This window comes from Paenibacillus sp. FSL W8-0186, assembly GCF_037969765.1.
Classification (GTDB): domain Bacteria; phylum Bacillota; class Bacilli; order Paenibacillales; family Paenibacillaceae; genus Fontibacillus; species Fontibacillus woosongensis.
Genome location: NZ_CP150207.1, coordinates 4,348,129 through 4,375,090, shown reverse-complemented (window position 1 = coordinate 4,375,090; position 26,962 = coordinate 4,348,129). Strand labels below are relative to the sequence as shown.

Annotated in this window: 20 protein-coding genes; 13 read left to right on the top strand and 7 right to left on the bottom strand. The window is 50.6% G+C overall.

Annotated features, from left to right (window positions below; genetic code table 11):
• Nucleotides 1–32 precede the first annotated feature (32 nt).
• The 3 genes from MKX50_RS19490 to MKX50_RS19480 are packed head-to-tail and all read left to right on the top strand — an operon-like array spanning nt 33 to nt 4,813.
• On the top strand, nt 33–1,901 hold the full coding sequence (locus tag MKX50_RS19490) for a glycosyltransferase (protein WP_213594391.1): 1,869 nt from the start codon (nt 33–35) through the stop codon (nt 1,899–1,901).
• Nucleotides 1,902–1,940: 39 nt separating this feature from the next.
• A complete protein-coding gene (locus tag MKX50_RS19485; RefSeq protein WP_339157613.1) occupies nt 1,941–3,707 on the top strand; it encodes a polysaccharide deacetylase family protein in 1,767 nt (588 codons plus the stop codon).
• Between the two features lie 38 nt (nt 3,708–3,745).
• On the top strand, nt 3,746–4,813 hold the full coding sequence (locus tag MKX50_RS19480) for a glycosyl hydrolase family 18 protein (protein WP_339157611.1): 1,068 nt from the start codon (nt 3,746–3,748) through the stop codon (nt 4,811–4,813).
• A 162-nt stretch (nt 4,814–4,975) separates the two neighbouring features.
• Here the strand turns inward: MKX50_RS19480 and MKX50_RS19475 are convergent, their stop codons facing one another.
• Genes MKX50_RS19475 through MKX50_RS19465 form a run of 3 tightly spaced genes read right to left on the bottom strand, consistent with a single transcriptional unit; the run spans nt 4,976 to nt 7,940 of the window.
• Nucleotides 4,976–5,896 carry a glycine betaine ABC transporter substrate-binding protein gene (locus MKX50_RS19475; RefSeq protein WP_283925591.1) on the bottom strand — a complete coding sequence of 307 codons (921 nt, stop codon included), beginning with the start codon at nt 5,894–5,896 and terminating at the stop codon, nt 4,976–4,978.
• Between the two features lie 3 nt (nt 5,897–5,899).
• The gene (locus MKX50_RS19470) at nt 5,900–6,742 is read right to left on the bottom strand and encodes a proline/glycine betaine ABC transporter permease (protein ID WP_155611448.1); all 843 of its coding nucleotides are present in this window, start codon (nt 6,740–6,742) and stop codon (nt 5,900–5,902) included.
• Nucleotides 6,726–7,940 (bottom strand): glycine betaine/L-proline ABC transporter ATP-binding protein, encoded by a 1,215-nt coding sequence (locus tag MKX50_RS19465; RefSeq protein WP_213594398.1) that lies wholly within the window; start codon nt 7,938–7,940, stop codon nt 6,726–6,728. The genes MKX50_RS19470 and MKX50_RS19465 overlap by 17 nt, the downstream gene beginning before the upstream one ends.
• A gap of 251 nt (nt 7,941–8,191) precedes the next feature.
• Between MKX50_RS19465 and MKX50_RS19460 the strand changes: the two genes are divergently transcribed.
• Nucleotides 8,192–8,740, top strand: coding sequence for a GbsR/MarR family transcriptional regulator (locus MKX50_RS19460; RefSeq protein ID WP_213594400.1), 549 nt, complete (start codon nt 8,192–8,194; stop codon nt 8,738–8,740).
• A 94-nt stretch (nt 8,741–8,834) separates the two neighbouring features.
• Here the strand turns inward: MKX50_RS19460 and MKX50_RS19455 are convergent, their stop codons facing one another.
• Both MKX50_RS19455 and MKX50_RS19450 read right to left on the bottom strand, forming a co-directional pair.
• Nucleotides 8,835–11,075 carry an alpha/beta hydrolase gene (locus MKX50_RS19455; protein ID WP_339157609.1) on the bottom strand — a complete coding sequence of 747 codons (2,241 nt, stop codon included), beginning with the start codon at nt 11,073–11,075 and terminating at the stop codon, nt 8,835–8,837.
• 251 nt (nt 11,076–11,326) lie between these two features.
• Nucleotides 11,327–12,679, bottom strand: a complete 1,353-nt coding sequence (locus tag MKX50_RS19450) for a lytic polysaccharide monooxygenase (RefSeq protein WP_283928496.1) — start codon at nt 12,677–12,679, stop codon at nt 11,327–11,329.
• A 458-nt stretch (nt 12,680–13,137) separates the two neighbouring features.
• On the opposite strand from MKX50_RS19450, the gene MKX50_RS19445 reads away from it, so the two are divergent.
• From MKX50_RS19445 to MKX50_RS19410, 8 genes are all read left to right on the top strand, one after another.
• Nucleotides 13,138–14,106, top strand: a complete 969-nt coding sequence (locus tag MKX50_RS19445) for an AraC family transcriptional regulator (RefSeq protein ID WP_213594404.1) — start codon at nt 13,138–13,140, stop codon at nt 14,104–14,106.
• Nucleotides 14,107–14,187: 81 nt separating this feature from the next.
• The gene (locus tag MKX50_RS19440) at nt 14,188–15,186 is read left to right on the top strand and encodes a BadF/BadG/BcrA/BcrD ATPase family protein (RefSeq protein ID WP_213594406.1); all 999 of its coding nucleotides are present in this window, start codon (nt 14,188–14,190) and stop codon (nt 15,184–15,186) included.
• Nucleotides 15,176–16,486 (top strand): 6-phospho-beta-glucosidase, encoded by a 1,311-nt coding sequence (locus tag MKX50_RS19435; protein ID WP_339157608.1) that lies wholly within the window; start codon nt 15,176–15,178, stop codon nt 16,484–16,486. Before MKX50_RS19440 ends, MKX50_RS19435 begins: the two co-directional genes overlap by 11 nt.
• 206 nt (nt 16,487–16,692) lie before the next feature.
• Nucleotides 16,693–17,661 carry an ABC transporter permease subunit gene (locus tag MKX50_RS19430; protein ID WP_283925589.1) on the top strand — a complete coding sequence of 323 codons (969 nt, stop codon included), beginning with the start codon at nt 16,693–16,695 and terminating at the stop codon, nt 17,659–17,661.
• Between the two features lie 27 nt (nt 17,662–17,688).
• Nucleotides 17,689–18,582 carry a carbohydrate ABC transporter permease gene (locus tag MKX50_RS19425; protein WP_213594412.1) on the top strand — a complete coding sequence of 298 codons (894 nt, stop codon included), beginning with the start codon at nt 17,689–17,691 and terminating at the stop codon, nt 18,580–18,582.
• 85 nt (nt 18,583–18,667) lie between these two features.
• Nucleotides 18,668–20,341, top strand: coding sequence for an extracellular solute-binding protein (locus tag MKX50_RS19420; RefSeq protein WP_213594414.1), 1,674 nt, complete (start codon nt 18,668–18,670; stop codon nt 20,339–20,341).
• A 100-nt stretch (nt 20,342–20,441) separates the two neighbouring features.
• Nucleotides 20,442–22,016: a response regulator gene (locus tag MKX50_RS19415; RefSeq protein WP_213594416.1), complete on the top strand. Its 1,575-nt coding sequence runs from the start codon at nt 20,442–20,444 to the stop codon at nt 22,014–22,016.
• A gap of 15 nt (nt 22,017–22,031) precedes the next feature.
• The gene (locus tag MKX50_RS19410) at nt 22,032–23,807 is read left to right on the top strand and encodes a sensor histidine kinase (protein WP_244996841.1); all 1,776 of its coding nucleotides are present in this window, start codon (nt 22,032–22,034) and stop codon (nt 23,805–23,807) included.
• Here the strand turns inward: MKX50_RS19410 and aspA are convergent.
• Together aspA and MKX50_RS19400 are read right to left on the bottom strand one after the other, a co-directional pair.
• Nucleotides 23,783–25,222, bottom strand: coding sequence for an aspartate ammonia-lyase (aspA, locus tag MKX50_RS19405; protein WP_213594417.1), 1,440 nt, complete (start codon nt 25,220–25,222; stop codon nt 23,783–23,785). The genes MKX50_RS19410 and aspA overlap by 25 nt on opposite strands.
• A 97-nt stretch (nt 25,223–25,319) precedes the next feature.
• The gene (locus MKX50_RS19400; protein ID WP_213594419.1) at nt 25,320–26,582 is read right to left on the bottom strand and encodes a GNAT family N-acetyltransferase; all 1,263 of its coding nucleotides are present in this window, start codon (nt 26,580–26,582) and stop codon (nt 25,320–25,322) included.
• A 208-nt stretch (nt 26,583–26,790) separates the two neighbouring features.
• Between MKX50_RS19400 and MKX50_RS19395 the strand changes: the two genes are divergently transcribed.
• Nucleotides 26,791–26,952 carry a hypothetical protein gene (locus tag MKX50_RS19395; RefSeq protein WP_213594420.1) on the top strand — a complete coding sequence of 54 codons (162 nt, stop codon included), beginning with the start codon at nt 26,791–26,793 and terminating at the stop codon, nt 26,950–26,952.
• The last annotated feature ends 10 nt before the right edge of the window (nt 26,953–26,962 follow it).

Genomic DNA, 26,962 nt, shown 5'->3' with positions numbered 1-26,962 from the left:
AGGTATACCAATAATGATTGGGGACGCAAACAGTGATTAAAAGTAAGAAGAAAAAGGAAGAAGTACTGACAATACCTAAAGTTGACAGGCGTACATTGTCGCATGTGCCCGATCCTGAGAATATTCGGGGACGGCTCGACCGCAGGGGACTGCGGGGCGATGGGCCGGAACCGGAGCTGGACGGCAATGATCTGGATTTCCGGGAGAAGCTGCGGCTGCTCAGCCTTCGTTACATCGCGGATTTTGATGTTCTGCTGATCCCCGAGGGAGGAAAGAAGAAGGCAGGCATTCAGGCCCGGGCCGTCGATATATCGTCAACAGGTATATTGATTGAGCTGGGCACTGAAGCGGGCAAGTTTGAGGTAGGCGACCGGTATCAGCTTCGCTGCCACATCCCGCCGGGAACGATGCCAGAGGGCTTCGAGTCTTCCGTTAGGCTAGGCGCGGACGTCGTCCGCCTGTTTACGCAGGAGGCGGATGGACAGGTTAAACAGATGGTCGCCCTGCAATTTGCAAAGCCGCTGACCGAGTATTTCCAGAAGAAACGCTGGGGATATTCGATTTATACGGCGAGCGGAATGCTGTTCATCGCCGTCGCCATCATTATGCTGATGCGCGTGGAGAGCGTCATTTATTTTAAATACAATTTCTGGCTGTATTTATACAGTTTGATCGCGGCGATCTTTTTGCTGAGCCGGTATTTGTTTGGGGCGTTTTACCGGGATGTGCCGGTCAATCCGGATTATACGCCGGGCGTGAGCATCATTATACCGTGCTTCAATGAAGCCGAGTGGATTCACCGGACGATACTAAGCTGCATCAACCAGGATTATCCGGTCGATAAGCTGGAGGTGATCGTCGTCGATGACCGGTCGACCGATCATTCCGCCGAGGTAATCCGCAGGACGATAGAGATGGTTCACCAGGAAGCGGAGCGCTACGCCACCAAGGAAAGGCTAGAGATGGTCGTATTGCCGGAGAACGGGGGCAAGCGGGTCGCATTGGTGAAGGGCGTGGAAATGGCCAAGCATGATCTCGTCGTCTTCGTGGATTCCGACAGCTTCCTGGAGCCGACGGCCATCAAGCATTTAGTACAGCCGTTCCAGGACCCGCGCATGGGCGGCGTCGCCGGTCGTACGGATGTCGAGAACAAATATACGAATTCGATCACGAAGCTGCAAACCGTGCGTTATTATATCGCGTTTCGCATTATGAAGGCAGCAGAATCGTATTTCGATAGCGTCACCTGCCTGTCCGGCCCGCTGTCCTGTTATCGCAAGGATCTTGTACTGCAGCATTCCGAAGCCTGGCTGAACCAGAAGTTCCTGGGACAGCCGGCGACCTTTGGCGATGACCGGAGCATGACGAATTTTATTTTAAAGACGCATCGTACTGGCTACCAGGATAGTGCGATTTGCTCCACGATCGTGCCGTCGAAGATGAGCGTGTTCCTGAAGCAGCAAATGCGCTGGAAGCGTTCATGGCTGCGCGAGTCGCTGCGGGCCTCGGGGTTTATTTGGCGTAAAGAGCCTTTTATGTCGCTCTTTTTCTACGTTGGGGTTATCGTGCCGATCGCTGCGCCGGTTGTCGTACTGTATAACCTGGTTTATGTCCCGCTAGCTTATCAGATTTTCCCGGGCACGTTTCTGATGGGACTGCTTCTCATGGGACTGCTGATGAGTCTGGCCCATCTATTGTTCCGCAAGAGCAGGCTGTGGGTATACGGACTGATATTCTGCGTATTTTACGAGGCAGTGCTTCTGTGGCAGATGCCGGTGGCTTGGGTGACGTTCTGGAAGTCTACCTGGGGGACAAGGGAGACGCCGCAGGATATTGAAGCTAGAGAGAAGAAGGAAGCGCGAAGGCAAAAAAATAAAAAAAGAATCGGATTGCCGTTCTAAAGCAATCGCCTGAAGATTCATAGAGTGAGGATAGCAGAAATGTTAAAGAAGAACCGGAACTCTGCCCTGGATTATCGCAAGAAAAATCGCAGAAAATGGATCAGGACCATCGTGCAAAGTGCGATTTTGCTGGCCGTGGGCGTATTGCTGTTCGACGCCTTGTTCGGAATCCGGCGATATGAGGAGCCTGACAAATCCGAATGGCGCAATCATAAAGGTTTTATCGCCATATCTTATTTCGGTGTAGGGCGTTCAGCCACGCCGAAGCTGGTGGCCAAGAGCGAGCTTGATCAGCAGCTGAAGGCGCTATATGCCCAGGGCTACGTGACGATATCGCAGCAGGATATTTTGGATTTCTATTTTCATCACAAACCGCTGCCGGACAAAGCGCTGTACTTATCGTTTGAGGACGGACGAAACGACTCCAGCCTGTACTCCCAACCGCTGCTGGAGAAATATAATTACAAGGCGACGTTTTTCTCTTATGCGAACAAAATGGGAAAGAGCGAGCGCAAGTTCGTGCAGCCAAAAGAGATGCTGAACATGATGAAGTCAGGCTATTGGGAGCTGGGGACTAATGGAAATCGGCTGACATACATCAATATTTTTGATGATCAGGGCAGCTTCATTGGGATGAAGGAAGAGAACGAATTAACCAATAAGGGGCATATCGAGTATTATAACCATTATTTGATGGATTTCATTCGGGACGAGAATATGATCCCGGCAGAGAATCGAACGGAGATGGAAGCGCGGATTCATAGCGATTATGCCGCGATGAAGGACATCTACACCAGCAAGCTGGGATTTGTGCCTCAAGTATACATGATCATGCACGCAAACGCCTTGAACAACGGAATGAACCCGCTGGTTGCTCACGCAAACAACACGAACATCGAGCAGCTGTTCAGCATTCATTTCAATCGGGAAGGCGAGGCCTTCAACTCTGCTGACGCAGATGTGTATGATTTGACGCGGGTACAGGCGGCGCCGTACTGGTACACCAATCATTTGCTGATGAAAATACAGAAGGATACGGGAGAGAAGATGCAGTTTGTCCGCGGTGACGAAAAGCTTGCCGAACCTTGGCAGCTCGTTGGCGGAGCGGCGCAGTTTGCCGACAATCGGATTATTCTGACTTCCCCTCCGGCAGCCCCGGGCATGCTGTACTTGAACAATAGCGAGAACAGCGAGAATACGGTAATCTCCTACAAATTAGCGGGGAACGTGGTCGGCAAGCAGACCGTATATGTCCGTTATGACCGTCGGGCGGGAGCTTTTCTAAGGGTGGTCGTCGAGAACAACCAGCTGCACATCGAACAGCAAAAAGCAGGCGGCAAGGCCGAGCGCGTATTCTCCAGCCCGCTGCAGCCGATAGCTTGGAGCGAAGAGGATCTCGCTTTCTCTAAGGCTTCGGTATACACGAAGGAACAAATTGCCGCAAGCGCCGGGCCGAAGGAGGAAGAGTACCCGACGAATATTCGGCAGATAAGGCAATTGCAGGTGGAGCTGAGCGGAGACCAGCTGACCATCATAGTCGACGGTGATCGTATTGCTGACGGAATGGCGCTTGACGGTGTGGTGAAAAACGGCGGCATTGCCCTTGAAGCGGAATACAGCGGGCAAAATAAGAAGGACGATATTTACGACGGCGTATTCGAGGATTTTGAAGTGGCGCGGATAACGAAGGAGGACGGCAGCCCTGATGTTGTGTTCAGCCATAGAATCACTGGCTTTCAGGGTATCGTTCACGGCCTCAAAAAAGGGTTGGACGCCTCCATAACTTGGGTGATGGACACCTTCTAATAACGGAATAGAAAGAAGAGAAAGGTGTCAGAGCATAGATGACGAGACGATGGGTATATATTATGGCTGCTGTAATTATAGTCATTATCGCGGGTATTATATGGTTTTACAGGCAGGAGAATGAGGAGCAAACAATCCGGGCGGTGGACGTGGAGCAGGATTTGGAAATGTCCGCATGGGTCGTGGATTGGAAATGGGAATCCGGTGTGGCCGATTTACAGCAGATCAGCAGGAATCTCGACCGGCTGCAGGCGTTTGCCGCTTACTTCGACAGTGAGAACCATCTCTATTTTACCGACGACATGCATAAGGCGCTTCCGCATATATTCCAGACGGCGCGGAAAGGCGGCGTAAAGTACGTGGATTTGACGATCGTCAATGACCGCTGGAACCCGGATGGAACGGCAGTGCAGAAGGATCCGGGCATTGTTTCGCGTATTTTGGCCACGCGGGAAAGTCAGGAGCAGCATATCGAAGAGATCATCGACACCGTGGAACGGTACGGATTTGACGGCGTTGAGATGGATTTTGAGAAGATTGGGGACGCGGACTGGGAGAAGCTCTGCATTTTCTATGCAAAATTGTATGAACGCCTGCACGCCAAAGAGAAGTCGCTCCGTGTTATATTGGAGCCGCGTACCCCTATAGAGCGGCTGGCGCTGCCTGAAGGTCCGGTGTATGTGATGATGGCTTACAATTTGTTCGGCAGCCATAGCGGTCCAGGTCCGAAAGCGGACCATGCGTTTATTAGGAAGCTGGCTTCCCGCATGAAAGTGCTGCCAGGCGAAGCGGCGATCGCTTTCTCGGTGGGCGGCTTTGACTGGACGGATGGCGGGAAGGTGACCTCCTTGACGGAGAAGCAGGCGGCAGAACTGCTGCGGCAGAGCAGTACGGCCGTACCGATGAGGGATAAGGCTAGCGGAAGCCTCTATTTTTCTTATAAGGATAAAGAGGGTCTGAAGCATACCGTCTGGTATGCGGATGGGGAGACGATATCGCAATGGATTCACATAGCCCAGCAGTCGGGGTATGATAATATCGTTTTATGGAGGCTGGGCGAGTTCGAACAGGGTACGCTCAATAAGCTGAAAAAAAACCATTTTTAATTTCTTTTTCAGGTTATGATAATGTGGCATTAAGGAAGGGCAGTTAAAGTATAGATACTCCCTTTTTTATAAAGGAACCCATCCCGCTGAAGCGGGATGGGTTCTATGCCGTTAGGCCAAATGAATAGCCGCAAGATTGAGTTGTATTTTACATAATGAGAATTATTTCAAGTCTTCGATGGAGTTGGCTTCTACATAGGACGGAACGACAAGTCCGGTACGGACTCCGGTCATATTTGCACCAAGATCCTCTACCTGATCCTTGTACTTATCCCAGTAATCAGCATGGGTCAGCGGCAGCCAAGCTGCAGCCGTTGCATCCACATCGCCGTTGGCTACGCCCGTCCACATAGGGCCTGCTTCTACCTGAAGCGCAGTTACCTTATATCCAAGGCGGCTCTCCAAAATGTATTGAATCAGATTCGTGCTGGCGATCTCGGAATCCCATGCTACATAGCTGAGTTTAAAGGTGTCGCCGTTGACCGGCTGAATATCCGCCGTCCAAACGTCAACACGGTCGCTGTGGCTTTCGGCCCAGGCTTTGGCCGCTTCCGCTGGATCCTGTCCTTCCTGGATGGCCGTCATAATTTCGCCCATCTCGTCCGAAGTCCACTCGAAGCGTTCAAGGAATTCATAGGCTTCCGGATGAGCTTCCTTCAGTCCTTTGCGAACGACGGTATGGATTTCCTCTGCCTCTCCAAATACTTTCTTTGGGTCTTCCAAATATTTCAGATCATATTTGGCGAACATCCAGTGGGGCGTCCAGCCCGTAATAATGATCGGCTGCTCGGATTTGATCGCCTTGGCCAGTGTTGCCGTCATGGCCGCGCTGGAACCTTCGATCAATGTCCAGTCGGATAGTCCGTATTCCTCGATGGCTGCGCTAGCCGCCTTCATGATGCCGGCACCAGGATCAATGCCGATGATTTCATGCTTTACTTGGTCGCCGAGCGACTTGCCTCCGGCATTCCCAGCTGTATTGCCGGCGTTACCCCCAGCATTTCCTGAATTTCCGCAGGCAGACAGCAGCAGTACGGCTGCCAAGCTTAACAACATCCATATATTAGTTTTCCTGTTCCTCATGAATTATGCACCTCTTTTTTTGGATTTGAATAAATTTTGCGAAAAGCGGTCCAGCACAATAGCAAGTACGACGACAGCCAATCCGGCTTCGAAGCCCTGCCCGATCTTAAGCTGAGTCACCGCGCGGTATACCGTCGCTCCAATTCCTTGCGCACCGATCATCGAAGCGATTACGACCATCGAAAGGGACAGCATAATCGTCTGATTTATGCCGGCCATCATCGTAGGCATTGCCAGAGGCAACTCCACTTTAAACAGCTTCTGCCACGAGGTCGAACCGAAGGCGTCGGCAGCTTCGGTAAGCTCGCCGGATACCTGCTTGATACCGAGATAGGTCAAGCGGATTGTCGGCGGAATCGCGAAGATGACAGATGCGATTACACCCGGCACTACCCCAAGACTAAAGAAAGTCACGGCAGGCAGAAGATAGACGAAGGCAGGCATCGTTTGCATGAAATCAAGCAATGGTGAAATAATGCGGTGAGTAGTTTTGCTATAGGCACTCCATATTCCGATAGGGATACCTAAGACCACTGAAATAATGCCGGAAGTGACTACGAGGCCTAACGTATTCATCGTTTCCGTCCAATAGCCGAGATTGTCGATCAGCAGGAAGCCGATCACTGTAAATAACGTGAGCGGTACTCTTCCGATCAGGTAGGCCAGGACACCGAATATAGCGATGAATAGTAGCGGGTGCGGTAAGAGAAATAGCCACGAGAAGAACTCGACAACACTTTCAATGATCTTGGACAGCCCCTCGAAAAAGCCCCCCAGGTTGGATTCCATCCAATCTACGATTAGTTCGATCCAATCCGCGAGAGGAATTTTAGGAATGAAGTTCATGCTGCTTCACCTCCATCTCGCGCACATCTCCTGCAAGCGCGCCTAACACGGCACCCCGTACAATAACGCCCAGCAGCCGTCTCTGCTCATCGACAACAGCCAGCGGCACCTTAGTGGAACTGGTCGCTTCGAATAAGTCGCTAAGAACAGTATCCGGCGGTACTTGCGGGCTATCGCTGATCAGAATATCCGAAAGCGTTTTGCCTGTCTTGTTCGCGTCAGATGCATCTTCCGCGGTAATGACGCCAAGCAAGCGCATGGAGCGATCGACGACGAAAAGATTTGAAATTCCCCGTTCCCGCATCAACTGCAAGGCTACCCGCGGACCGCGATCCAGCGTAATCGTCTCGGGTCTGCGCATCACATGCGAAGCAGTCAGCACCTTCGAGAGATCCACATCTTCAATAAATCGTTCGACATAATGGTTAGCCGGCTGAGTGAGCATTTCTTCAGGCGTGCCAATTTGGATGAGCGAGCCATCCTTCATCAAGGCGATCCGATCCCCGATCCGCAAGGCCTCATCAAGGTCATGCGTAATAAAGACGATCGTCTTCTTCATTTTCTCCTGCAGCTCGATCAGCTCATCCTGCATATCCCGGCGTATTAAGGGATCGAGAGCGCTGAATGCTTCATCCATCAGCAGCACCTCGGGGTCATTGGCCAAGGCTCTGGCGAGGCCAACTCTTTGCTGCATGCCGCCGCTGAGTTCATCCGGCATTTTGTCACCCCAGCCCTTTAGCCCGACAAGTTCCAGAGCTTGTTCTGCTTTCTGTTTCCGGGTATTTGCGTCGATTTTTTGGATTTCCAGGCCATACTCAACGTTTTGCAGCACCGTTCTGTGTGGAAACAGCGCAAATTTCTGAAATACCATACTAATGCTCTTTTGACGTATTTTCCGCAGTTGGGCTTTGTTCATTTTCAGCAAATCCTGACCGTGAATGAGAATTTGACCTGAGGTCGGCTCGATCAGCCGGTTCAGCATCCGGACGAGGGTCGACTTACCGCTTCCCGATAGTCCCATAATGACGAAGATTTCTCCCTGACGGATGTCCAGGCTGACCCGATTCACGCCAACGGTGATGCCGCGGCTAGCCAACTGTTCTTTCGTTTGTCCCTGCTCAAGCAGCTGAAGTCCCTGCTCTGCATTCGGGCCAAACAATTTAGTAACTTGCTTTACTTCTAGAATGGGTTCATCCAAATTATCCACTCCTTTTCTAATGAAATTCTAAGGTTGCACGGGCCTGCAGCCTCACATGGTACTTAGTCTAACAAAAAAGAGGGAATCTAAACAACCGTTAATACGGTTCGTATAGAACGTACAGAAAAAACTGTACAGAGTGAATGGTATATATACTCCCTTATCCTTACAAATGCTCGCTAAGCCGCCACTTTACTTTTATCTGGCCTTTTTTTAAGATATAAGAAGTATCGTGATAGGAGGTTGCAAGCATGGGCTTGGACCAGCTCACCCCAGAGCAGCAGGCGGATATAATGAAAGTTCGTAAACGGGTTATTGAAGCCATTGGCAGAAACATGGATTTATACGGGATTTCGTTGTCGACAGGTCATCTTTACGGTCTGCTTTTTTTTGCAGATAAACCGATGACACTGGATGAAATGGGTCTGGAGATGAAGATGAGCAAGACAAGCATGAGCACGGGCGTGCGGACTCTGCTTGATCTTAAAATGGTGAACAAAGTGTGGGAGAAAGGCTCCCGTAAGGATTTATATGAGGTCGAGTACGACTGGCATCAGACATTTACAGATTATTTCGCGATCAAGTGGAGAAAAGCGGTGGAATCCAACATCCTCATCCTGCGCAGGTCGATCGAGGAGATAAATAAATGGCTGGCCTCTGAACCGGAAGGAGCCATTGCGGCTATCCTTGAGGAGGATCGCAAAAAAATGATTGATGCCGTTAAGTACTACGAATGGCTTGACCGTTTGATTGATGCTATGGAAAGCGGCGAGATTTACCAGCTTGTTCCGAAAGAGTAGATCACATCGTTAAAAGCCGGCTATCAGCCGCCGCAACAAAACCGCCATCCCCGGCAGGGATGGCGGTTTTTGCATGTTGTTGCCGCATTGTTGCTTAGTATATACCGATATCATCGAGCATGATCTTGCCCGGGCCTTCGGAAAAATAGAAAGTAATTCCCTTAAGCGCGGACAAATCCAGCTGGGGATTGATTTTGGCGAACTCCGCCAAGTCTAGCATTACCGTCTGAAATACCGCCTCCTGCGGATATTTGTATTTGCCGTCGGACAGGCGCTTCTCTACCCAAGGAAGGATGGTAAAGGCAACATCCGGCGGGGGTGCAATCTTTATATAGTCGGCTAGTGATATACGGGCCGTTTCGCCGTTAGTGCTCTGCAGTTCCACCTCAGCCTGCAGCCCGGCGGAGGATGCCGCCGGTTCAGTGAGCTCGAAGCTGCGGTCAGCTATTGAAAACGAAAGGATTTCGGGAGGTGTGCTCATCTTCCTTGGCAGGAAGGAGGAGTTCCATGATAACGAATAGGAAGCAGGCTCCTCGTTATTTGCTCTATCTGCCCATTCCAAGGTTATGGCCCGGGTTCCTTTGTTTACGGATTTGCGGTTTGTGACCTCTTCTTCCACCCAGGTTAAATGATTGCCTTGAGCCAAACCGCCATTTGGAAGCGTGCCCCGGTTCAAATCTTCATCGTGCCAGGCCATCTTGTGGAAAAGGGCGCTCTCAAAGCGGCCGAAGTATCCGGTGTCCGCGGGAAGCCAGTGAAGTCCTGTCCTGTAATCCTGGAATAAAGGCAAGTAGCTCTCATTCCCGTGAAGCGTTGACTCCAGGAAGGCTGAGACGTATATCTTGGCAATGTCCCGCTGCTCTTTGGGACCGATGATCGCCTGCTGGTTCAAGAAGATTCCCTTCGGAAAGCTGATATCCCGAAAGCCCCATTCGGTGTTAAATTGGCTGTGATTGGCGTCCGTGATATATACGGAAGACTTGAAGTGAGCGGATGGTTTCGTGAAGGAAGTCCTAATATACTGACGGTCGCCATCAAAATCGTTCACATCCGCGTCCCGCGCCCCTTGCAGAGCCAAGTAGCTGACGTCCTTGATTCTGGCAAACTCTCCGTCCACCTTCTTGTCCGTGGGCGAAATCGCTATGATGGCCTGAATGTTGTAACGCTCCAAGTCGCCTAGCGTCTCGTCCGCACTGAACCAGCGTCCCGCGTCCTTCGCCATGGCGACCGCCTGACCGCCCCGGGAATGTCCGATTAATCCGATTTGCGCAAAATTCACTTTCTGGTAAAAAGGGGTTGCTGCATCGCCTGCATAGCTTTCGATCTGTTGCAGATGCTTCAGCAGGATCCAGGCACGGACTTTCATGTCATTGTCCGGAATCCCCGTCCAGACGGAATAATTCAAATAATTCTCATCAACCGATACAGCGATGAAGCCTCGGCTGGCCAGGAGCTCGCCTAAATAGCCATAGCCCTCATCAGAGAAATCCTCCATCAGGTGATTGCCGTGGACCATGAGCACCAGCGGAAAGGAGCCGTTTCCTTCGGGCATCCAAACTCTGCCGTTCAGGGGAAGCGAGCTTTGATCGAATCCCCAATAGCGGGTACGGAAAGCAGGCCATTTCTTAATATATAGGGAGGCGTCTACTGAAGTCGAAACAAGATCGGCCTCCTTGCCGTATTCTGTCCGCCAATAATCGTTTCCGCTTCCGTAGTCGAACGTAGTATAGCTGTAATGTCCCGGTCTGGCCGGATTCTCCGCTTCGATGGGTGCTGCGTGTTTCGCTATGCCCGGGTATGCCGCCGGGTTGTCTGCAGGCCATACCGCCGCGGACACGCATAGGAGCCCAAGCACGGCAGCTGCATAGAATCTCAGCCGTCGGCTAAATCGGGTACGAAGCATTCCGGCGCCGATTCCCAGCGCGATGCCCGTCAGCGTGAGGACAATTGCAGTAACCGCGGAGATGACCGTATCATGATCCTGCCAAAAAATAAAGAAAATGACCGTAAGCGCATATATCACTGTGCCGGCATACAGCCGGGGAAGCGGCAGGCCGATTAGCGCGAGCAGTACGGCAGCCAAATGGGCGGCGATAAACAGCCCTGTCGTCCCCACGGAGATAAAGGCCAGAATATCCGCCAAAGCGCCAAAGCCGGTAGGCATGCCCAGCGCAGCCAAAGCAAATACGAACATCGCCGCTCCCCATGGACCGACGACAGCCATTCGCCAAAAAACGCTATCATAGCGATAGGTGTCGCGGATTCTACGGCCAAGCCGCGCGCGCAGCGGCGGCTTTGAGGGAATATATTCGGTTTGAAGCTGCTGAAGTTCCATGGTTTCTCCCACCCGGTTATTGATCTCTATTTATTGTAACATGCTTCGCCTAGCTGGAAAGCTAGTAGTCGCTGGATTAAACCTGATGTTAGAGGAATGTTGGATTTAGTTCAATTTATAGGATATGTATTCCGCCATAAACGGCGCAAAGCCCCTTTAGCTGCCGATGGATCAACCTGGAGGTTGTTGACCGGCAGTTTAAAAGGGGCGAGGCTGGTTCGGCTATATCATGCCGGATCAGTCATCCGGTTCTACTTCAAAAGCCATAAGGCTGGCGTATTGTCCGGTTCCCATCCTTGCAGGGAAGTATGGGCCTGGCGGCATTCATATACCGAGCCGTTATACGTTACAAGCGTTCCAGCTGTGTAAGCCGTATTCGGCTCCCATGCCTGGGCTGCCGGCGCTTCGGCCGTCTTGGCGCTGACCGAATTGCTTGCCGCGGATTGGTTGCCAGCAGCGTCGAAGGCTCGAACTGTGAAAGTATATGTCGAATTTGCGCCAAGTCCTGTAACGACATGATCGGTGGTCGCGCCGGAGACCGTCGCAACCAGAGCCGTACCGTTGTAGATGCGATAACCTGCTACGCCCACGTTATCCGTGGAGGGACTCCACATCAAAGAGACGCTGGAAGAAGTGGGCGTACCCATGACATGCAGATTGCCGGGAGCCGAAGGGGCTTCAGTGTCCGCAATAACTCCTTCCGTCCTTACGGTAACCGGATTACTGGCATTCGACAGGTTGCCAGCGGCGTCTTTAGCTTTCACGGTGAAGGTATATGAAGTATTTGCGGTTAATCCCGTAACGGTATAGCTCAATGCAGAGCCGGGAACCGTTGCGACAAGCGAGCTGCCGTTGTAAATTTCATATCCGGTAACGCCCACGTTATCCGTAGATGCATTCCAAGCCAAGGACACACTCGTTGAAGTAGTTCCAGTAGATGTTAGAGCTCCAGGCGCGCTTGGGGCAATCGTATCGGAAGGGGGATTGCTGCCGCCGAAATTGACATCGATGACATTGTAGAAGGCATTCGCCGTATCAGCGACTTCCCAAACTGCCAGGATGACATGGTATCCGCTGCGCTGCGGAACATTGCAGGTATTCGAATATTCGAATGGAGGGCGTGCACCACCATAGTCTACGGAGCAAAAAGGAGTCAGATCAAAGGAGTTTCTGGAAAGAGGCGCATTCGGATCCCAGTTGTCTTTCGTGATATAGTATTTCCAGCTGGCGGTTGCATGAGCTGCGGTAAGCTTCCAATTGAACGTATTCGTACCCGCATTGATGTTCACCTTTGTCCAGCGCGTAGCGGACTGCTCGTCCAGTTTAGGGAAAATTCCGCCCGCGCTGGCAATCTTGCCGTCCGCAGGTCCCGCATGAGGGAAGCCTTTTGGCGCTTCTAGGCTCTGAGGCTCATACACAATTGCACCGCAGTCCTTGTTTTGCCCGTTTTTACAGAGAATTGCCCGGCTGCCCGGACTGTCTACATAACCGTGTGCCGATGCTTGTTCGGCAAACAAAATCATCAAAAAGGACAAAAGAATCATTACGCCCAAAGAAGTAATCGCTTTCAAAACAACCGAGTGAGATATACGAATAGCTGACATTACGTTAGCCCCTTTCTCAAATTGAATAATACCCTCTGTGTAGCTGTGCTTGAGTATGGTTGACAACGCAGGACTACCTCCTTATACAATGAATTTGCAGGTCGTCTTTACTTAAGATCACCTCCTTGCGAAGTTGATTTTATATATAAACTCTAGTCCAGGTACTGTTCCAAGGAGCTCCGATTGGCAACAGCTTGTGACAGAGTTCATACCTAAGTTAGAGGCAAAGCATGACGAAAATCAGCATAAATCACCAAAAAGAACCAAAAAACCACCATGTAGAATTATGGTTTTAATTCCGAATATAAACAGTTATTACAAATCGTTAACAAATTTAAGTAACATAGTAACGTTCTGGATGCTGCTCGTCAAGCCTATTTTTTTTGCAAAATTTTAACGGGAGCTTACAAGCCCCCTATTTATCAAGAACGTGAACCCGACAACAGGAGGTAAAAAAATTGAAGCCGTCATCCATTTCCATTCAGCGAGATCAAATCAATCTGCCCCTGCAATTTCCGCTGCATGTCTCGAAAACAGAAGGGGTATCCCCGCTGTTCCAGCGGCTTCATTGGCACCGGGCGCTCGAGATCAACTGGATTACCCGCGGCAGCGGAATTTATGTCATCAATGGGCAGGAATATCCGTTCAGCGCGGGCGATATTTTCCTGATCAATTCGGATGACCTGCATCGTGCCTACGAAGGGAAGGACCTGGAGATGGTTATCCTGATGATGGAGCCGGCTTTGCTTGCCACCGAGCAAAGGTATGATCCGGAAATTTTGCTGCCGTTCCGCGACACCGGGTCTCATTTTTCAAACCATATTTCACGTGAATTGCCAGGAAGCAAGCGGCTGGCCGGATACATCGAGACGATCTATACCGAATTTGCGGCCCAAAAGCCGTCGCATGCCTCGATCATTCGCGGTTTATTGCTGCAGCTGCTGGGCGAGGTGAATCGCAGCTTCAGGCTGCAAGACATCATTCCCGGCGGAGCCATTGGAGCGGGTGAAGCTACAAGCCTAAATACAAGCGTAAAAACAAGCCGCTCTGCTTCCGGCCGCAGACAATTGGAGCAGATGAGAGCAGTCATTTTGGCGTTGGAGGGTGATGTTTCCCATCCATGGACGCTGAAGGAGATGGCGGAGATCGCTCATTTGAGCCCGTCCCGCTTCAGCGTGCTGTTTAACCAGGTGGTCGGGACCTCGCCGCTGCACTATCTCCTTCAGCTTCGGCTCGATCACGCGGTCGAGCTGCTGGAGCAAGGAGAGCGAAGCGTACTTGAAATCGCCGGGCAGTGCGGGTTCAGAAATCTCTCGAATTTTAACCGGCTGTTTATGAATTATTTGGGCGTAACCCCGACCGCCATGAGAAGGCGGCTGCAGGGGGAAGAGGTCCCCAAATCTTCTGCAGGCGATCCAAAACAGTAAGATTGTATCAGTTTTAAGCTTGATTACAGAAGAAATCGGCAGGTTATCCTCGTATCCTAAAGGGAGAAGGAGAGATGACCTATGAACATCTTTTTGGGTGTCGACGCTGGCGGCAGCAAGACATACAGCCTTATCGTCAACGAGAAGGGCGAGACACTCGGCCGCGGTGCAAGCGGGAATGGAAATCATCAGACTAACCCGGCCCACGCGGAGAATAATATTGCTTCAGCCTGTCATCAGGCGCTCCGGGAAGCAGGCTTATCCACGAAAAATATTACGCATGCTTATTTCGGTCTCGCCGGAGCGGACCGCGAGCCTGATTATGCGGTGCTGCGTCCGATGATCCGAAGGTTAGGCTTCCCGCAGCATTCCATTGCCTGCGATACGATGATTGCGATGCGTTCGGGCACGGCACGTTCTTACGGGGCTGTCGTCATCAGCGGCACGGGATTCAATGCCGCCGCTCGTAATCTTGCCGGCGACGAGGTACAGTATGGCGGGTTCGGATATATTTATGGCGATGGCCAGGGCTCGGGAAGGGATCTCGCGAACTTCGCGTTTCGTTCTGCAGTACGGGCCTGGGATTTGCGAGGCAAACCTACGGCACTCCATGATCTTGTACTGAAGGCTACAGGCTTCCAAAGCGTACCGCAAATGCTGGACGCGGCGCTGGATCAAGGCTATGTTCCTCCGCTATCTCTGGCGGAGGTTGTATTTGCTGCGGCTGAGCAAGGCGACGAGGTTGCTGCCAGTCATTTGGCTGAGCAGGGCAGCGAGCTGGGAAATGCCGCCGCAGCGCTGATTCGCCGGCTGGGCATGGAGAAGGATGAATTTGATGTCGTGCTCGGCGGCAGCATCCTGGCCAAGGGCCGGAGCACGATTATGACCGAAGCGCTGGCCAGGACCGTCCGCCTGACGGCTCCCCGGGCGAAGGTGGCCCGCATTACGATGGAGCCGGTGGCAGGCGCGGTATTAAGTGCAATGGATAAAGCGGGACATGTGGCGAGTGAGGAAATCATGAGCCGTTTGCGTAATACAAGCTTCAGCGATCTGAAGGGAGTGGCGGAGAATGAAGGATAAACGCGGTCTTAAAATAGCTGTCATCGGCGGGGGCTCCTCATATACCCCTGAGCTGGTAGAGGGTCTGATAAATGGCTATGGTGAAATGCCTATAGCTGAAATTTGGCTGGTCGATATCGAGGCCGGAAAACGCAAGCTGGATATCGTCGGCAATCTCGCCAAACGGATGGTCCACAAGGCTGGGCTGCCTATACAGGTGCACCTGACCCTGAACCGACGGGAAGCGATTAAGGACGCGGACTTCGTATCGACACAAATGCGCGTAGGCATGCTGGAAGCGAGAAAGCTCGATGAGCATATCCCGATCCAGCATGGCGTGATCGGCCAGGAGACAACCGGTCCCGGAGGGATGTTCAAGGCGCTGCGCACGATCCCTGTTATTTTGGACATCTGCCGCGATATCGAGGAGCTGGCTCCGCATGCATGGATGCTGAACTTTACAAACCCGGCAGGCATGATCACCGAGGCGGTTCAGAAATATTCTCGCGTTCGGACGATCGGTCTGTGCAACTCGCCGATTAATTTCAAGAAGTCTCTGGCCACGGCCTATCACGTGCCGGAGGAGAAGGTGCTGCCGGAATTCGTCGGCATCAACCATCTGCACTGGGTAACCTCCGCCCTTGTGAACGGCAGGGAGGTTCTGCCCGAGCTCCTCGCGGGGGAGGGCGGCGAGTATACCGCATCGAATGTTCCCACTTTCGGCTGGGATCCGGAGTTCCTGCAATCGCTGGCCGCCGTGCCCACCTATTATCTCAAATATTTTTACATGCAAAATGAGATGTTTGCGGAAATGAAGGAATCGCTGCGGCAGAACGGAACACGCGCCGATATCGTCAGCCGGGTAGAGAAGGAATTGTTCGAGCTGTACGAGGACGAGACCCTGGAAGAGAAGCCGAAACAGCTGGAACAGCGCGGCGGAGCTTATTATTCCGAGGCGGCCGTAAGACTGATGCAGTCGCTCTATCTGGGGCGCAACGACATTCAGACGCTGAATGTGGCCAATGGGGGAATCTATGATTTCTTGCCTGAGGATGCCTCCATCGAGGTAAACTGCGTAGTGACCTCCGGCGGGCCGGTTCCGCTCGTTCCGGGACATGTCCCGCCTCATATCAAGGGCCTATTGCATGCGGTGAAGACCTACGAGAGCTTAACGATAGAAGCAGCGGTTACCGGCAATCGGGCGCTGGTGCTACAGGCATTGGTTCATCACCCGCTCGTGCCATCCGTCTCTACGGCCAAAATACTCCTGGATGAAATGCTGGAAGCACATCGCCATTATTTGCCGAACTTTTTTGCCTAAACCTTAAGATAATCAGGGGGGTGTCCCAATAGTCATCAACGATGGCGAAAGGGGCCTCTCTTTTTTTGACCACAGAATTTATAAAGACAGTGATTTTTATCAGATTTAGTTGATTAGGCAAGTAGTTAATACCCTCCGGCTTTTTTAAGATAGAAGTGTGGATTACTTCAGTGACGTTGGAAAACGGAGTAGGAGGGAACAACAATATGTCACAGCTTTCCGTTGAGAAAAGTATGCAGCCAAGCCTGCCGCAGACCCAAAAAAAGAAGAGTGGGCTGATGCGCTTTTTGAAACAATGGGATTTGCAGTTAATGGTTATCCCTGCTTTGGCGCTCGTTTTTGTCTTTTCGTACATTCCCATGTACGGAATTTTAATCTCTTTTCAGGATTATAAAATCGGCAGCAGCTTCACGAGCAGTCCCTGGGTAGGATTCAAGCATTTTAATTATTTTTTCAACTCGCCGGAATTCGGTGTGGTCATGCGCAACACAATCGTCATCAGCTTCCTTAAGTTCCTAATTGGATTTCCAGCGCCAATCATCCTGGCCTTAATGCTGAATGAAGTCCGGAATATGGCATTTAAAAGAACCGTCCAAACCGTGACTTACTTGCCATACTTTATGTCCTGGGTTATTGTTGGCGGTCTGGTGAGCTCCTTGCTGTCCGTAGACAGCGGTGCCATCAATATGCTGCTGGAGCGCTTTAACCTGATCTCTCAGCCGATTAATTTCTTGTCCTTGCCTGAGTACTTTTGGGGAATTCTCATAACTACGAATGTGTGGAAAGAGATTGGCTTCGGCTCGATAGTGTACTTGGCGGCGATTGCCGGAGTAGACCCGCATACCTATGAGGCGGCCTCCATCGATGGGGCAAGCCGCTTTAAACAAATTTATTTGATAACGCTTCCTTCGATCATGCCAGTCGTTACGATCTTCATGATTTTGGCTATCGGCAATCTGCTCAGTGCAGGCTTTGAAGATATTTTGATCCTCGCTGCAGATAAATCGCTTAGGGACGTCTCCGATGTTATCGACACGTATGTCGTGCGGGTGGGTATTGAAAACTACCGTTACTCCTTCGCTACGGCGGTCGGTTTGTTCAAAGCAGTAGTAAGCGTTGGACTTTTGACATTGGCGAACCTAATAGCTAGAAGATCCGGCAATAGTCTATGGTAATCCTGACACAATTGGAGGAATGCGGAGATGGCACGTGAAAGCTTCGGCGATCGGCTCATGGTAATTATCATTTATGTTTTCTTGAGTTTACTGGCAATTACAACCTTGTATCCATTCCTGAATGCGCTGGCAATTTCCTTTAACGAAGGAATGGATACTTCAAGAGGCGGAATTACGCTTTGGCCTAGAGTATTCACATTGGAGAATTATGGTGTGGTGTTTAAGGACGAAAGGCTGATTAACGGCTTTGTTATCTCGGTTCTTCGTACAGTGGTCGGTACAATCGGATCGATTTTATGTACAGCCATCTTTGCATATGGCATGTCAAAAAGGGAATTAATCGGCCGTAAATATTACATGATTATGTGTATTATTACTTTATACTTCTCGGGCGGCCTGATTCCTTCATTCCTGCTCATCCGTAATCTTGGACTGATGAATTCCTTCTGGGTATTTATCATCCCTTCCCTGGTCGGCGTCTGGAATATGATTATATTCCGTACTTTTTTCCAGGGGCTTCCGGCAGGGCTTGAGGAATCGGCGCGAATAGACGGCTGTGGAAACTGGGGGACGTTCTTTCGCATCGTAATTCCGCTGTCGGGTCCGGTCATAGCGACTTTGTCCTTATTTACGGCGGTTACGCACTGGAATGAATGGTTCCTGGCGGGGATTTATATTTCGGATGTAGAAAAATATCCGATCCAGACCATCCTCCGGCAGATTCTTCTTTCGAATATTGTAACGGATCAGGGAGGGCTTGATTCCTCGGCTTTGGCGCATATGGCCAAAGTGAGAACGATTACAAGCAAATCCTTGTCCATGGCAACGATGATGGTAGCCACGCTTCCGATCATTACTGTATATCCATTCGTACAGAAGCATTTCGTTAAAGGGGTTCTTGTAGGTTCGCTGAAAGAGTAGATCGGGCAGAGCTGCTCGTATGCATAGCGTTTAGAGCATCATGCTTTAAACATAAATTAAGAATTTGAAAGGGGAAAGCAGCAGGATGAAAAAAAGAAATTGGCTGATCAGTATCTTGTCTGTGGTGATGGTCTTCTCGCTCATGGTGGGTTGCTCCTCCGGCAATGGGGGCAACAAGGGAGCCGCACCGAGCAACACTGGGGGAGAGCAGCAGCAAGAGGGAAATACACCTCCTGAGGAATCCAACCTGTATGAGCTTGGCAAAGAGCCTCTTGAAATCTCAATCTTCGGCAACTATGAGTGGTACACGATGCCGAAATGGGGAGCAGATCCCATGACACAGTGGGTTCAAGACAATAAAAAAATCACAATTAAGGAAATTCCAAACGGTGGCAATAACGCTCAAAAGCTCAATACGATGATTGCTTCCGGTGACTTGCCGGACATCGTTTGGGGAGAACGTGGTGCAGACGTAGAGCGTCTTCGGGAAGCTGGGCTTCTTGTGCCGCTTGATGATTACCTGGAAAAATACCCAAATTTGAAAAAATGGCTTGACCCTGTAGCCTTAAATATGCTGCGTTCACCTGACGGGAAGCTGTATCAATTCCCGAACTGGTATACGAACCGTCCGAATGGTAATGCGGGCTGGGTAGTGAACAAGAGAATCTACGAGGAACTCGGATCTCCTAAGCTTGAGACGACTGACGATTTATACAACTATTTGAAAATGGTTAAAGAGAAATATCCGAACGTCATCCCGCTGGAAACAGATCTAGCCGCAGAGGGACATGGTCTAAGCCAAATTTATTCTGCATTTAAAGAAAACAACTTAAGTGCCGAAAGATATTATGCCGTTCCTGTCGGCGATAAGATGGAATCAATTTATAAAGACGAGGCGTTCCGTGAATCTGTGGTCTATACGGCCAAATTGTTCCGCGAGGGTCTGATCACACAGGATGCTATGACACAAACCCGTGACCAGGTTCAAGAGAAGCTCGTATCCGGCCGCGTAGCTGTGTATGCTTCCGGGAACCCAACGGTATTCGCCATGGAAGCTGACGTAGCGTTAAGAAAGAAAGATCCGAATGATGGTTACTTTATGATTTGGCCGATCCACAAGGAAGGCCTGGATAAGAACAAAATTTATCCGGGCACTTATAATAAATTGGGCTGGAATGCTGCGGTAATTACGACCAGCGCGAAGAATCCTGAGGCTGTATTTGCATTCCTTGACTGGTGGACTGGACCTGAGGGCATGGTCTTGCAATACTACGGAGTTGAGGGAGAGTACTGGCAAGGATGGCAGGAGGATGGAACTACGCCGATATTTACGGAAAAATACGTCACGCAAAGAGATCAGCTGGCCGAGTATCAAAAAAGCACGGATCCGTTCCAGTGGGTGGGCAATACCGTATACCTGGATGATATGAAAGGGAAATATGAAGAGACCTTGAAGGAAGAGGACCGCAACTGGGCCACTTACTGGCAATATAAAATCACATGGAAAACGCAAGGTGACTATACGGAGTTTGTAAACATGCACCCGATGCCGGATACCGAGGAAGGAATTGCCTTCCAGCGGGTTAAGGATATATGGCTGAAGGCAAGACCGCAGTCCATGTATGCTAAGACGGATGCAGAAGCGTTAACAATACTGGATAAGGCCCATGAAGATTCGATGAAAGCTGGATTCCAAAAGGTGCTCGACTATTATACAATGAAGTGGGAAGAGAACAAGGCCATGATTAATAGAAATTAATAATTGTGTTTGAGGGGGCCTGCGGGACCCCTCATTGTGTTGCCTATTTGCTGAGAGGATCATCATAAAACCCAAGACGATGACTCGGAGGAGGGGCATCATGTACAAAGTACTGTTAGCTGATGACGAAATGCTGGATCTTGAAGGCATGAAGCGGTTCATTCCTTGGTCTGAGCTGGGGCTTGAAGTGGTTGATGCCGTGAGTAATGGATTCGCTGCCTGCGATGTTATCAAGCATCGGCCAGTGGATATATTGGTGACGGATATCAATATGCCCAACATGTCAGGGCTGGAGCTGGCACGAAAGGCCATCGAGAAGAAGCCGGACATTCGCATTGTATTTGTAAGCGGTTACCAGGATTTCCACTACGTAAAGCAGGCGTTATCGATGAAGGCCTGCAGCTATGTGCTTAAGCCGGTGGATGACGATGAACTGATCGCATCCCTCCAGACGATCAAGCAGGAGCTCGAGCTCGAAGGTAAACGAAAGGAAGCCGAGAAGCATTACCAACGCATGATTCCGATGGCCAAAAATGAGCTGCTCATTCGTTTGCTGGAAGGCGAGCTGCAGGGGGATGAGTCTGAGGCTTTGACCAAGCTAGCTGCAGCCAATGGTTTATTTGCGCTTCAAGGACCGCTGCGGGCGGCCGTTATTGAAACGGATGAGTTGAATTGGAAACAGCTGAGCATGCCAGATGAGGCTGCACACTCTGATCATTTGCTGCAGAAAATCAATAAGCTGCTGCAGGAGTGCGGCATGGAGCATGCCTGCAAGCTGTCCAAACGGCGGTTAGCCGTCATTATGCAGGGAGATCGAGTGAATGAAAGTTTTACGGCATTATATGATGCCGTTAACTCGAAACTGGCTGTTTCCGTGACAATAGGTCTTGGAGAGCCGGTTCAGGAAATATCTCTGCTCCCGCAATCCTATAGGCAGGCGCTTGAAGCACTGGATGGTAAAATGTTTATTGGCCGGGGGCATCTCATTAAATATGATGAAGTTCGCCGTACTACGGAAATGAGGGATGCAAAAACGCTGGACATTCGTCTGGATGCTTTGTTCAAGGCCATGTCCAATTACGAGCTCGTTAAAATACATGATGAAATCGATAATTTGTTCCAATCGGTATCGACGCTGCGCTCCAAATTTACGATTTACAATCTGGCAATGTATATCGTCTTCAAGCTGGAGCATTATTTGAGCACGCTGGATGAGGATCTGTCCAAAATGCTGGGTTTCGAGCTTTCTAGTCTGGATATTGTATTGAAATTCGAAATGATGGACGATATTCGCTCCTGGCTTGTTCGTAAAGCCTTCGAAATTTCCGAAACCTTGCGGCAAAGGGAGAGCTCCCAGTGCAGCAGGCTGATCCGCGATATATTGAGCACGATGCAGGAGCAGATGCATGAGAATATGACGTTGAAGGATATCGCTCACAAATTTTCCTTCTCGCCGAATTATTTGGGCCATCTATTTAAGGAAGAAGTAGGAAAGACCTTTAGCGAAATGCTGGTTCAGCTCAGAATGGAAAAAGCCTGCGAGCTGCTGCGAAATCCGACGCTCAAAATTTATGAAGTGGCCGATCAGGTTGGATATCGTTATATCCCTTATTTCAGCAGGCAATTTAAAGAAACCTACGGGATGACGCCGATGGAGTTTCGCAAACGAGAGTAATGCGGGAGGGAAGACATGCTGGTCCCTATGAAGGAGAAAAAAAGACAGAGGCCATATATTCCGTTCGGCTATAAGCTGATGCTTACATATATGTTCTTTATCGTCATTCCTGTCATTGCCATCGGCTATTTCTCGAATGCCATGTATCAGGAGTCGATCCGCAAGCATGCCCGGACGAATACGCAGGCCACGCTGCTGCAAATTCGGGATAATATCGAATACAAACTGGAGGATGTGGAACGAGTTTCTTCTATTATATATGATGATTATTCCCTAGTTTTTCAGCTGCGCCATTTTGACAACGGATGGGATACCTATGACAGAACGATGAGAATTCTCAGGCCCAAGTTCCAGAATGCGATGCAGGCGGCACGGATCAATATTGCCATGTTCATTTTTTTGCAGAATCAGCATTTTAACGAAACCTATTATGGCTCCTTCGAACAAGAGAATCTGGATATGCTGGAACGCAAATACAACATATATCATTTGGACCGGTTAGTTGATCAAGAGTGGTACAGGACCTATCCCGAAGAGGAATACGGGAAAACGATGGTCTGGAAAAAAGTGCAGCGCGACGAGGAATTCGGGCGGATATCTCTGTTGCGGCGCATGGTTGATGTATTTCCGCTGGAAGTCAAGGAAGTCGGATTTATGCGTATTAGCGCTCGAATTCAGGAGCTGTTCGAAGCGATGGACTATTTAAAAATCGGGGAGGGCAGCGTGCTGCTCCTGAAGGATGAGCAGGGGAAGATTCTATATCAGTCGGGCGAATTCCCCGCTGGCCGGAAAGTGGAAGAACTGTCGGAGAAGGATTATTTAGCCATTACCGACACCTTGAATAATGGGAATTGGAAGCTGCATGCCTATGTGCCAATGACGATTATGGAACGGGATTCTGTGCGGGTCAGCATGTTTATATTAGGGACATGTGCTGTTTTACTGATTGTATTCTCGGTCGCGGGCATGTTCATTTCTCGGTATTTCTCGGTACGCGTCATGAAGATTGTGTCTGTATTAAACGCCTTCCGCGAAGGCGATCTGCATAAACGGATGCGCTACAAGGGCAAGGATGAATTCTCGCAAATCGCCTCCGCGTTGAATGAGATGGGACAGAACATTGATCATCTTATCGAACAGGTGTATTTGACGCAAATCGAGAAGAAGGAGGCGGAGCTGGAATCCTTGCAGGCGCAGATCAATCCGCATTTTCTGTATAATACATTGTCCTCCATCAGCCGATTGGCCAAATTTGGAGAAATCGACAAGCTGCAGAAGATGGTGCTTGATCTCGCCAAGTTCTATCGTCTTTCTTTAAATGAAGGAAGGACGGTGATCCCGATTCGCCATGAGCTGGAGCAGGCTGAAGCATATCTTAATATTCAGAGGACGAAATACGGGGACAAGGTGGCGATTTCCTACGACCTCGATCCGGTGATCGTGCGTTATGTGACCATTAAATTGATTTTACAGCCCTTCATTGAAAATGCGTTGGAGCATGCCTGGTTTGGCGATGCCCTCCATATTCGGATTGAGGCGAAGAAGATCGGCGACAATATCGTCTTCAAGGTGATCGATAATGGCCTGGGCATGCCACCTGCGCTCATTCGCCGCATCTTCGACCCGGTGGAAGGCCAGAACGTCGGCTTCGGCATCCGCAACGTAAATAGCCGCATCCAGCTCCATTTTGGCGCTGAATACGGCGTAACGATCGGCAGCAGGCCGGGAATGGGGACGACGGTGCAGATCGTCATCCCGGCCACCCCTTACTTCCCGGAGGAAGGGGTATGATGCAGGAACCTGGCCCCGGCAATTCCTGGCGAGGTCATCTCATGGGGGTCGAGGATTTCATCGAGCTCCTCCGGGGTCAACACTTTATATTCGAGGCATAGCTCACGTACGGAACGGCCCGTCGCAATGGCTTCGGCGGCGATTTTGCTGACCGTTTCGTAACCCAGATGCGGGTTAAGCGCGGTAATGATGCCGACACTCCGATCCACGTAATCTTTGGCTTGCTCCACATTCGCCGTGATTCCTTCCACGCAGTATTTCTGGAACGATTGGAAGGCGTTGTTCATGATGCTGATGGACTGCATCAGGTTGAACACGAGCACGGGCTCCATCACGTTCAGCTCGAATTGGCCGGCTTCCGCCGCCATGCTGATGGTGGTATCGTTGCCGATGACTTGGAAGGCCACCTGATTAATCAGCTCGGCCATGACCGGATTGACTTTGCCCGGCATGATCGAGGAGCCAGGCTGGCGGGCCGGCAGGGAAATTTCCCTGAACCCCGCTCTAGGTCCAGAGGCCATCAGCCGCAAATCGTTGGCGATTTTGGACATGTTGATCATGCAAAGCTTAAGCGCTGCCGACGTCTCCGTATACGCGTCGCAGTTCTGGGTGGCATCGACGAGCTGGGCTGCCGAGAACATCGGAAAACCGCTTAACTCGGCCAGCAGCTTGACGACCCGTTGGATATACTTCGGATCCGCATTTAGGCCAGTACCGACTGCCGTAGCCCCCATATTGATTTCGAACAAAGCTTGTCTCGTCTGGTCCATTCTGCGAATGTCCCTTTCCAGCACGCGCCGGTAGGCCTCGAACTCTTGTCCAAGACGGATTGGTACGGCATCCTGCAAATGCGTCCGTCCCATTTTGATGACGCTGTCGAACTCCTGCGCCTTCTTCTTGAACGTATCGGCTAGCGACCGCGTTGTCTTAATTAGCCGGTCGAGCAGGTTCAGAATGGCGATATGGTTCGCGGTGGGGAAGACGTCATTTGTCGATTGGGACATATTGACGTGGCTGTTCGGGCTAACTGCGGCATAATCGCCCTTCTCTTTGCCGAGAATTTCCAGCGCGCGGTTTGCAATCACTTCGTTGGCGTTCATGTTGATCGAAGTGCCTGCGCCGCCCTGGATCGGATCGGTAATGAATTGATCGTGATAATGTCCGCCCATAATTTCGTCTGCTGCCTGGATAATCGCATGGCCGATCACAGGGTCGAGCTGGCCGATGTCCATGTTCGCCTGAGCGGCCGCTTTCTTCACCAGGGCGAGCGCATGGATGAGCTCGGAATATATTCTGTAGCCGGTAATGGGAAAATTCTCTACCGCACGCATCGTTTGGACGCCGTAATAAGCCTCTTTGGGAACTTCCAAAGAACCGAGAAAATCCTTTTCGATTCGGAATGAATGGTTTGGCATGATTCTTCCACCTCTCCTTATGTCTACAACTATATTGTAACCTTTTTCAACAGCAGGATATCCAGTCAAGAGCCTGTTTTGTATCCAATGACCCGGATCAGAATTTATCCGTTAAATAAAATACGGAATTTTGAAACGGAAACATAATCTGCAGCAGCTCGTTCACCGGAGGGTGAACTTCCGGTTCCAATTGCTCTCCCGGGCAATAATCGACCGTTATGTCGCTATTGTAGCCATGAAGCAGCATAGTCACCAGCCCCGGCTGCTGGAACTCCAGGGTGGCAGCCTTGCCGGAATCGTAATTCGCTACAATCGCTAAATGCTCCTCTTCATAAATGAGCAGGGCGGACTGCTCTGCGCAGCGCAGGGCTAATCTGAAGCTGCCAACCGACTCTTCACGCAGTCTGCGCTCCAATACCGGCTTCATGATCTGCAGGGTTTCGGTCAGCCGGATCATTTTCCACATCATCAGATCCGAAGCTGTCTGCTCCGCATCCCATTCCTTCAGAAGCGGCAGCAAAGCGTGATCAGGCGGCAGCCTGAACTTCCATGTCTTTATATCCGGGTGCTGTGCAGCTAAATGGGATAGTATCGGCAGGATGGCAGACTCATGTCCCGGCAAATAGCAGAGCTCCTCAAGGGCGATGGCTTCGTTATCCCACGGATTTCGCCGCCCCAGGCGGCCGTAGGCAGCAATGGCCCCATCCAGCAGAGCTGCGGACCAGGTGCCTTCCAGCCATTCCGCCGACTGCCGCACGTCCTGCCAGTAGACGGAATCCCGCACCCGTGATAAGGTGCGTTTCTGATTGGTTTGCTCATAAATGGCGGCGACCTGCTTCAGATCGCCGGACAGCTCGAGAGGCTTGACCCAATAAGGGGAATGCGCAGCCGTATCCGAATCCGGCGATGCTAGACTGATTCGGGAATAGAATTGCTCCGCAGGCAGCCGATATTCCGTTTCCGGGACAATGGTCCAGCCCAATTTCTCATAAAAAGGATGGATGCTCGCGAAGAGCAACGATAAATCGTAACCTTCCTGCGCCATCCATTCCGTTAGCTTTTGCAAAATTTGCAGACCTAGTCCTTGCCCGCGGTATTCTGGTTTTGTCGCAACGCTGCCGATACCGGCCACCTTGAGTGTTACATCCTCTACGCGGCAAATATAAGGGAAAATTTGAACCGTTGAAGCGATGACGCCATCCACAACAGCTACCCAGGTAGTATCAGAGCGGTAAGCGGTATAGTGGTCAAGACGGGATTGAAAATAAGATTTGCTGATTGGAAAACAGGTTTCCAGCAAATTATAGACCTCTTCCAGCTCGGCGCGGCTCTGAACCGGACGAATCTCCATATTCGACATCTTAGGTCACATCCAATGCTCCAATTAGTTAACTAGTTAAGTCTAATGTACCATGTTCCACAATATACCTACAATACAGATAAGGCGGAACAATGAATTATCCACGTCCGCCTGAACTGCAACTTTATTCCCTTTTTCCACGTAATAAGTTTAAAGCATGCGGTAACGGGTTAAGTAACACCAAAGCGATGAAAGGAGCGAGAACAGTATGGACATTATCGTTCATGGCGCATTGCCCTATTACTCCCAGCATCCAAGATCACCGATTATGCCTTTTTCCAGGAAAAATGACGATCCCCGCAAGTCCGTCCGGTTCAAGGATGTGCTTCACGAAAAAATGAAGGCAAACCGCGACAAGCAGCAGCGTTAAGCGGTAGTTT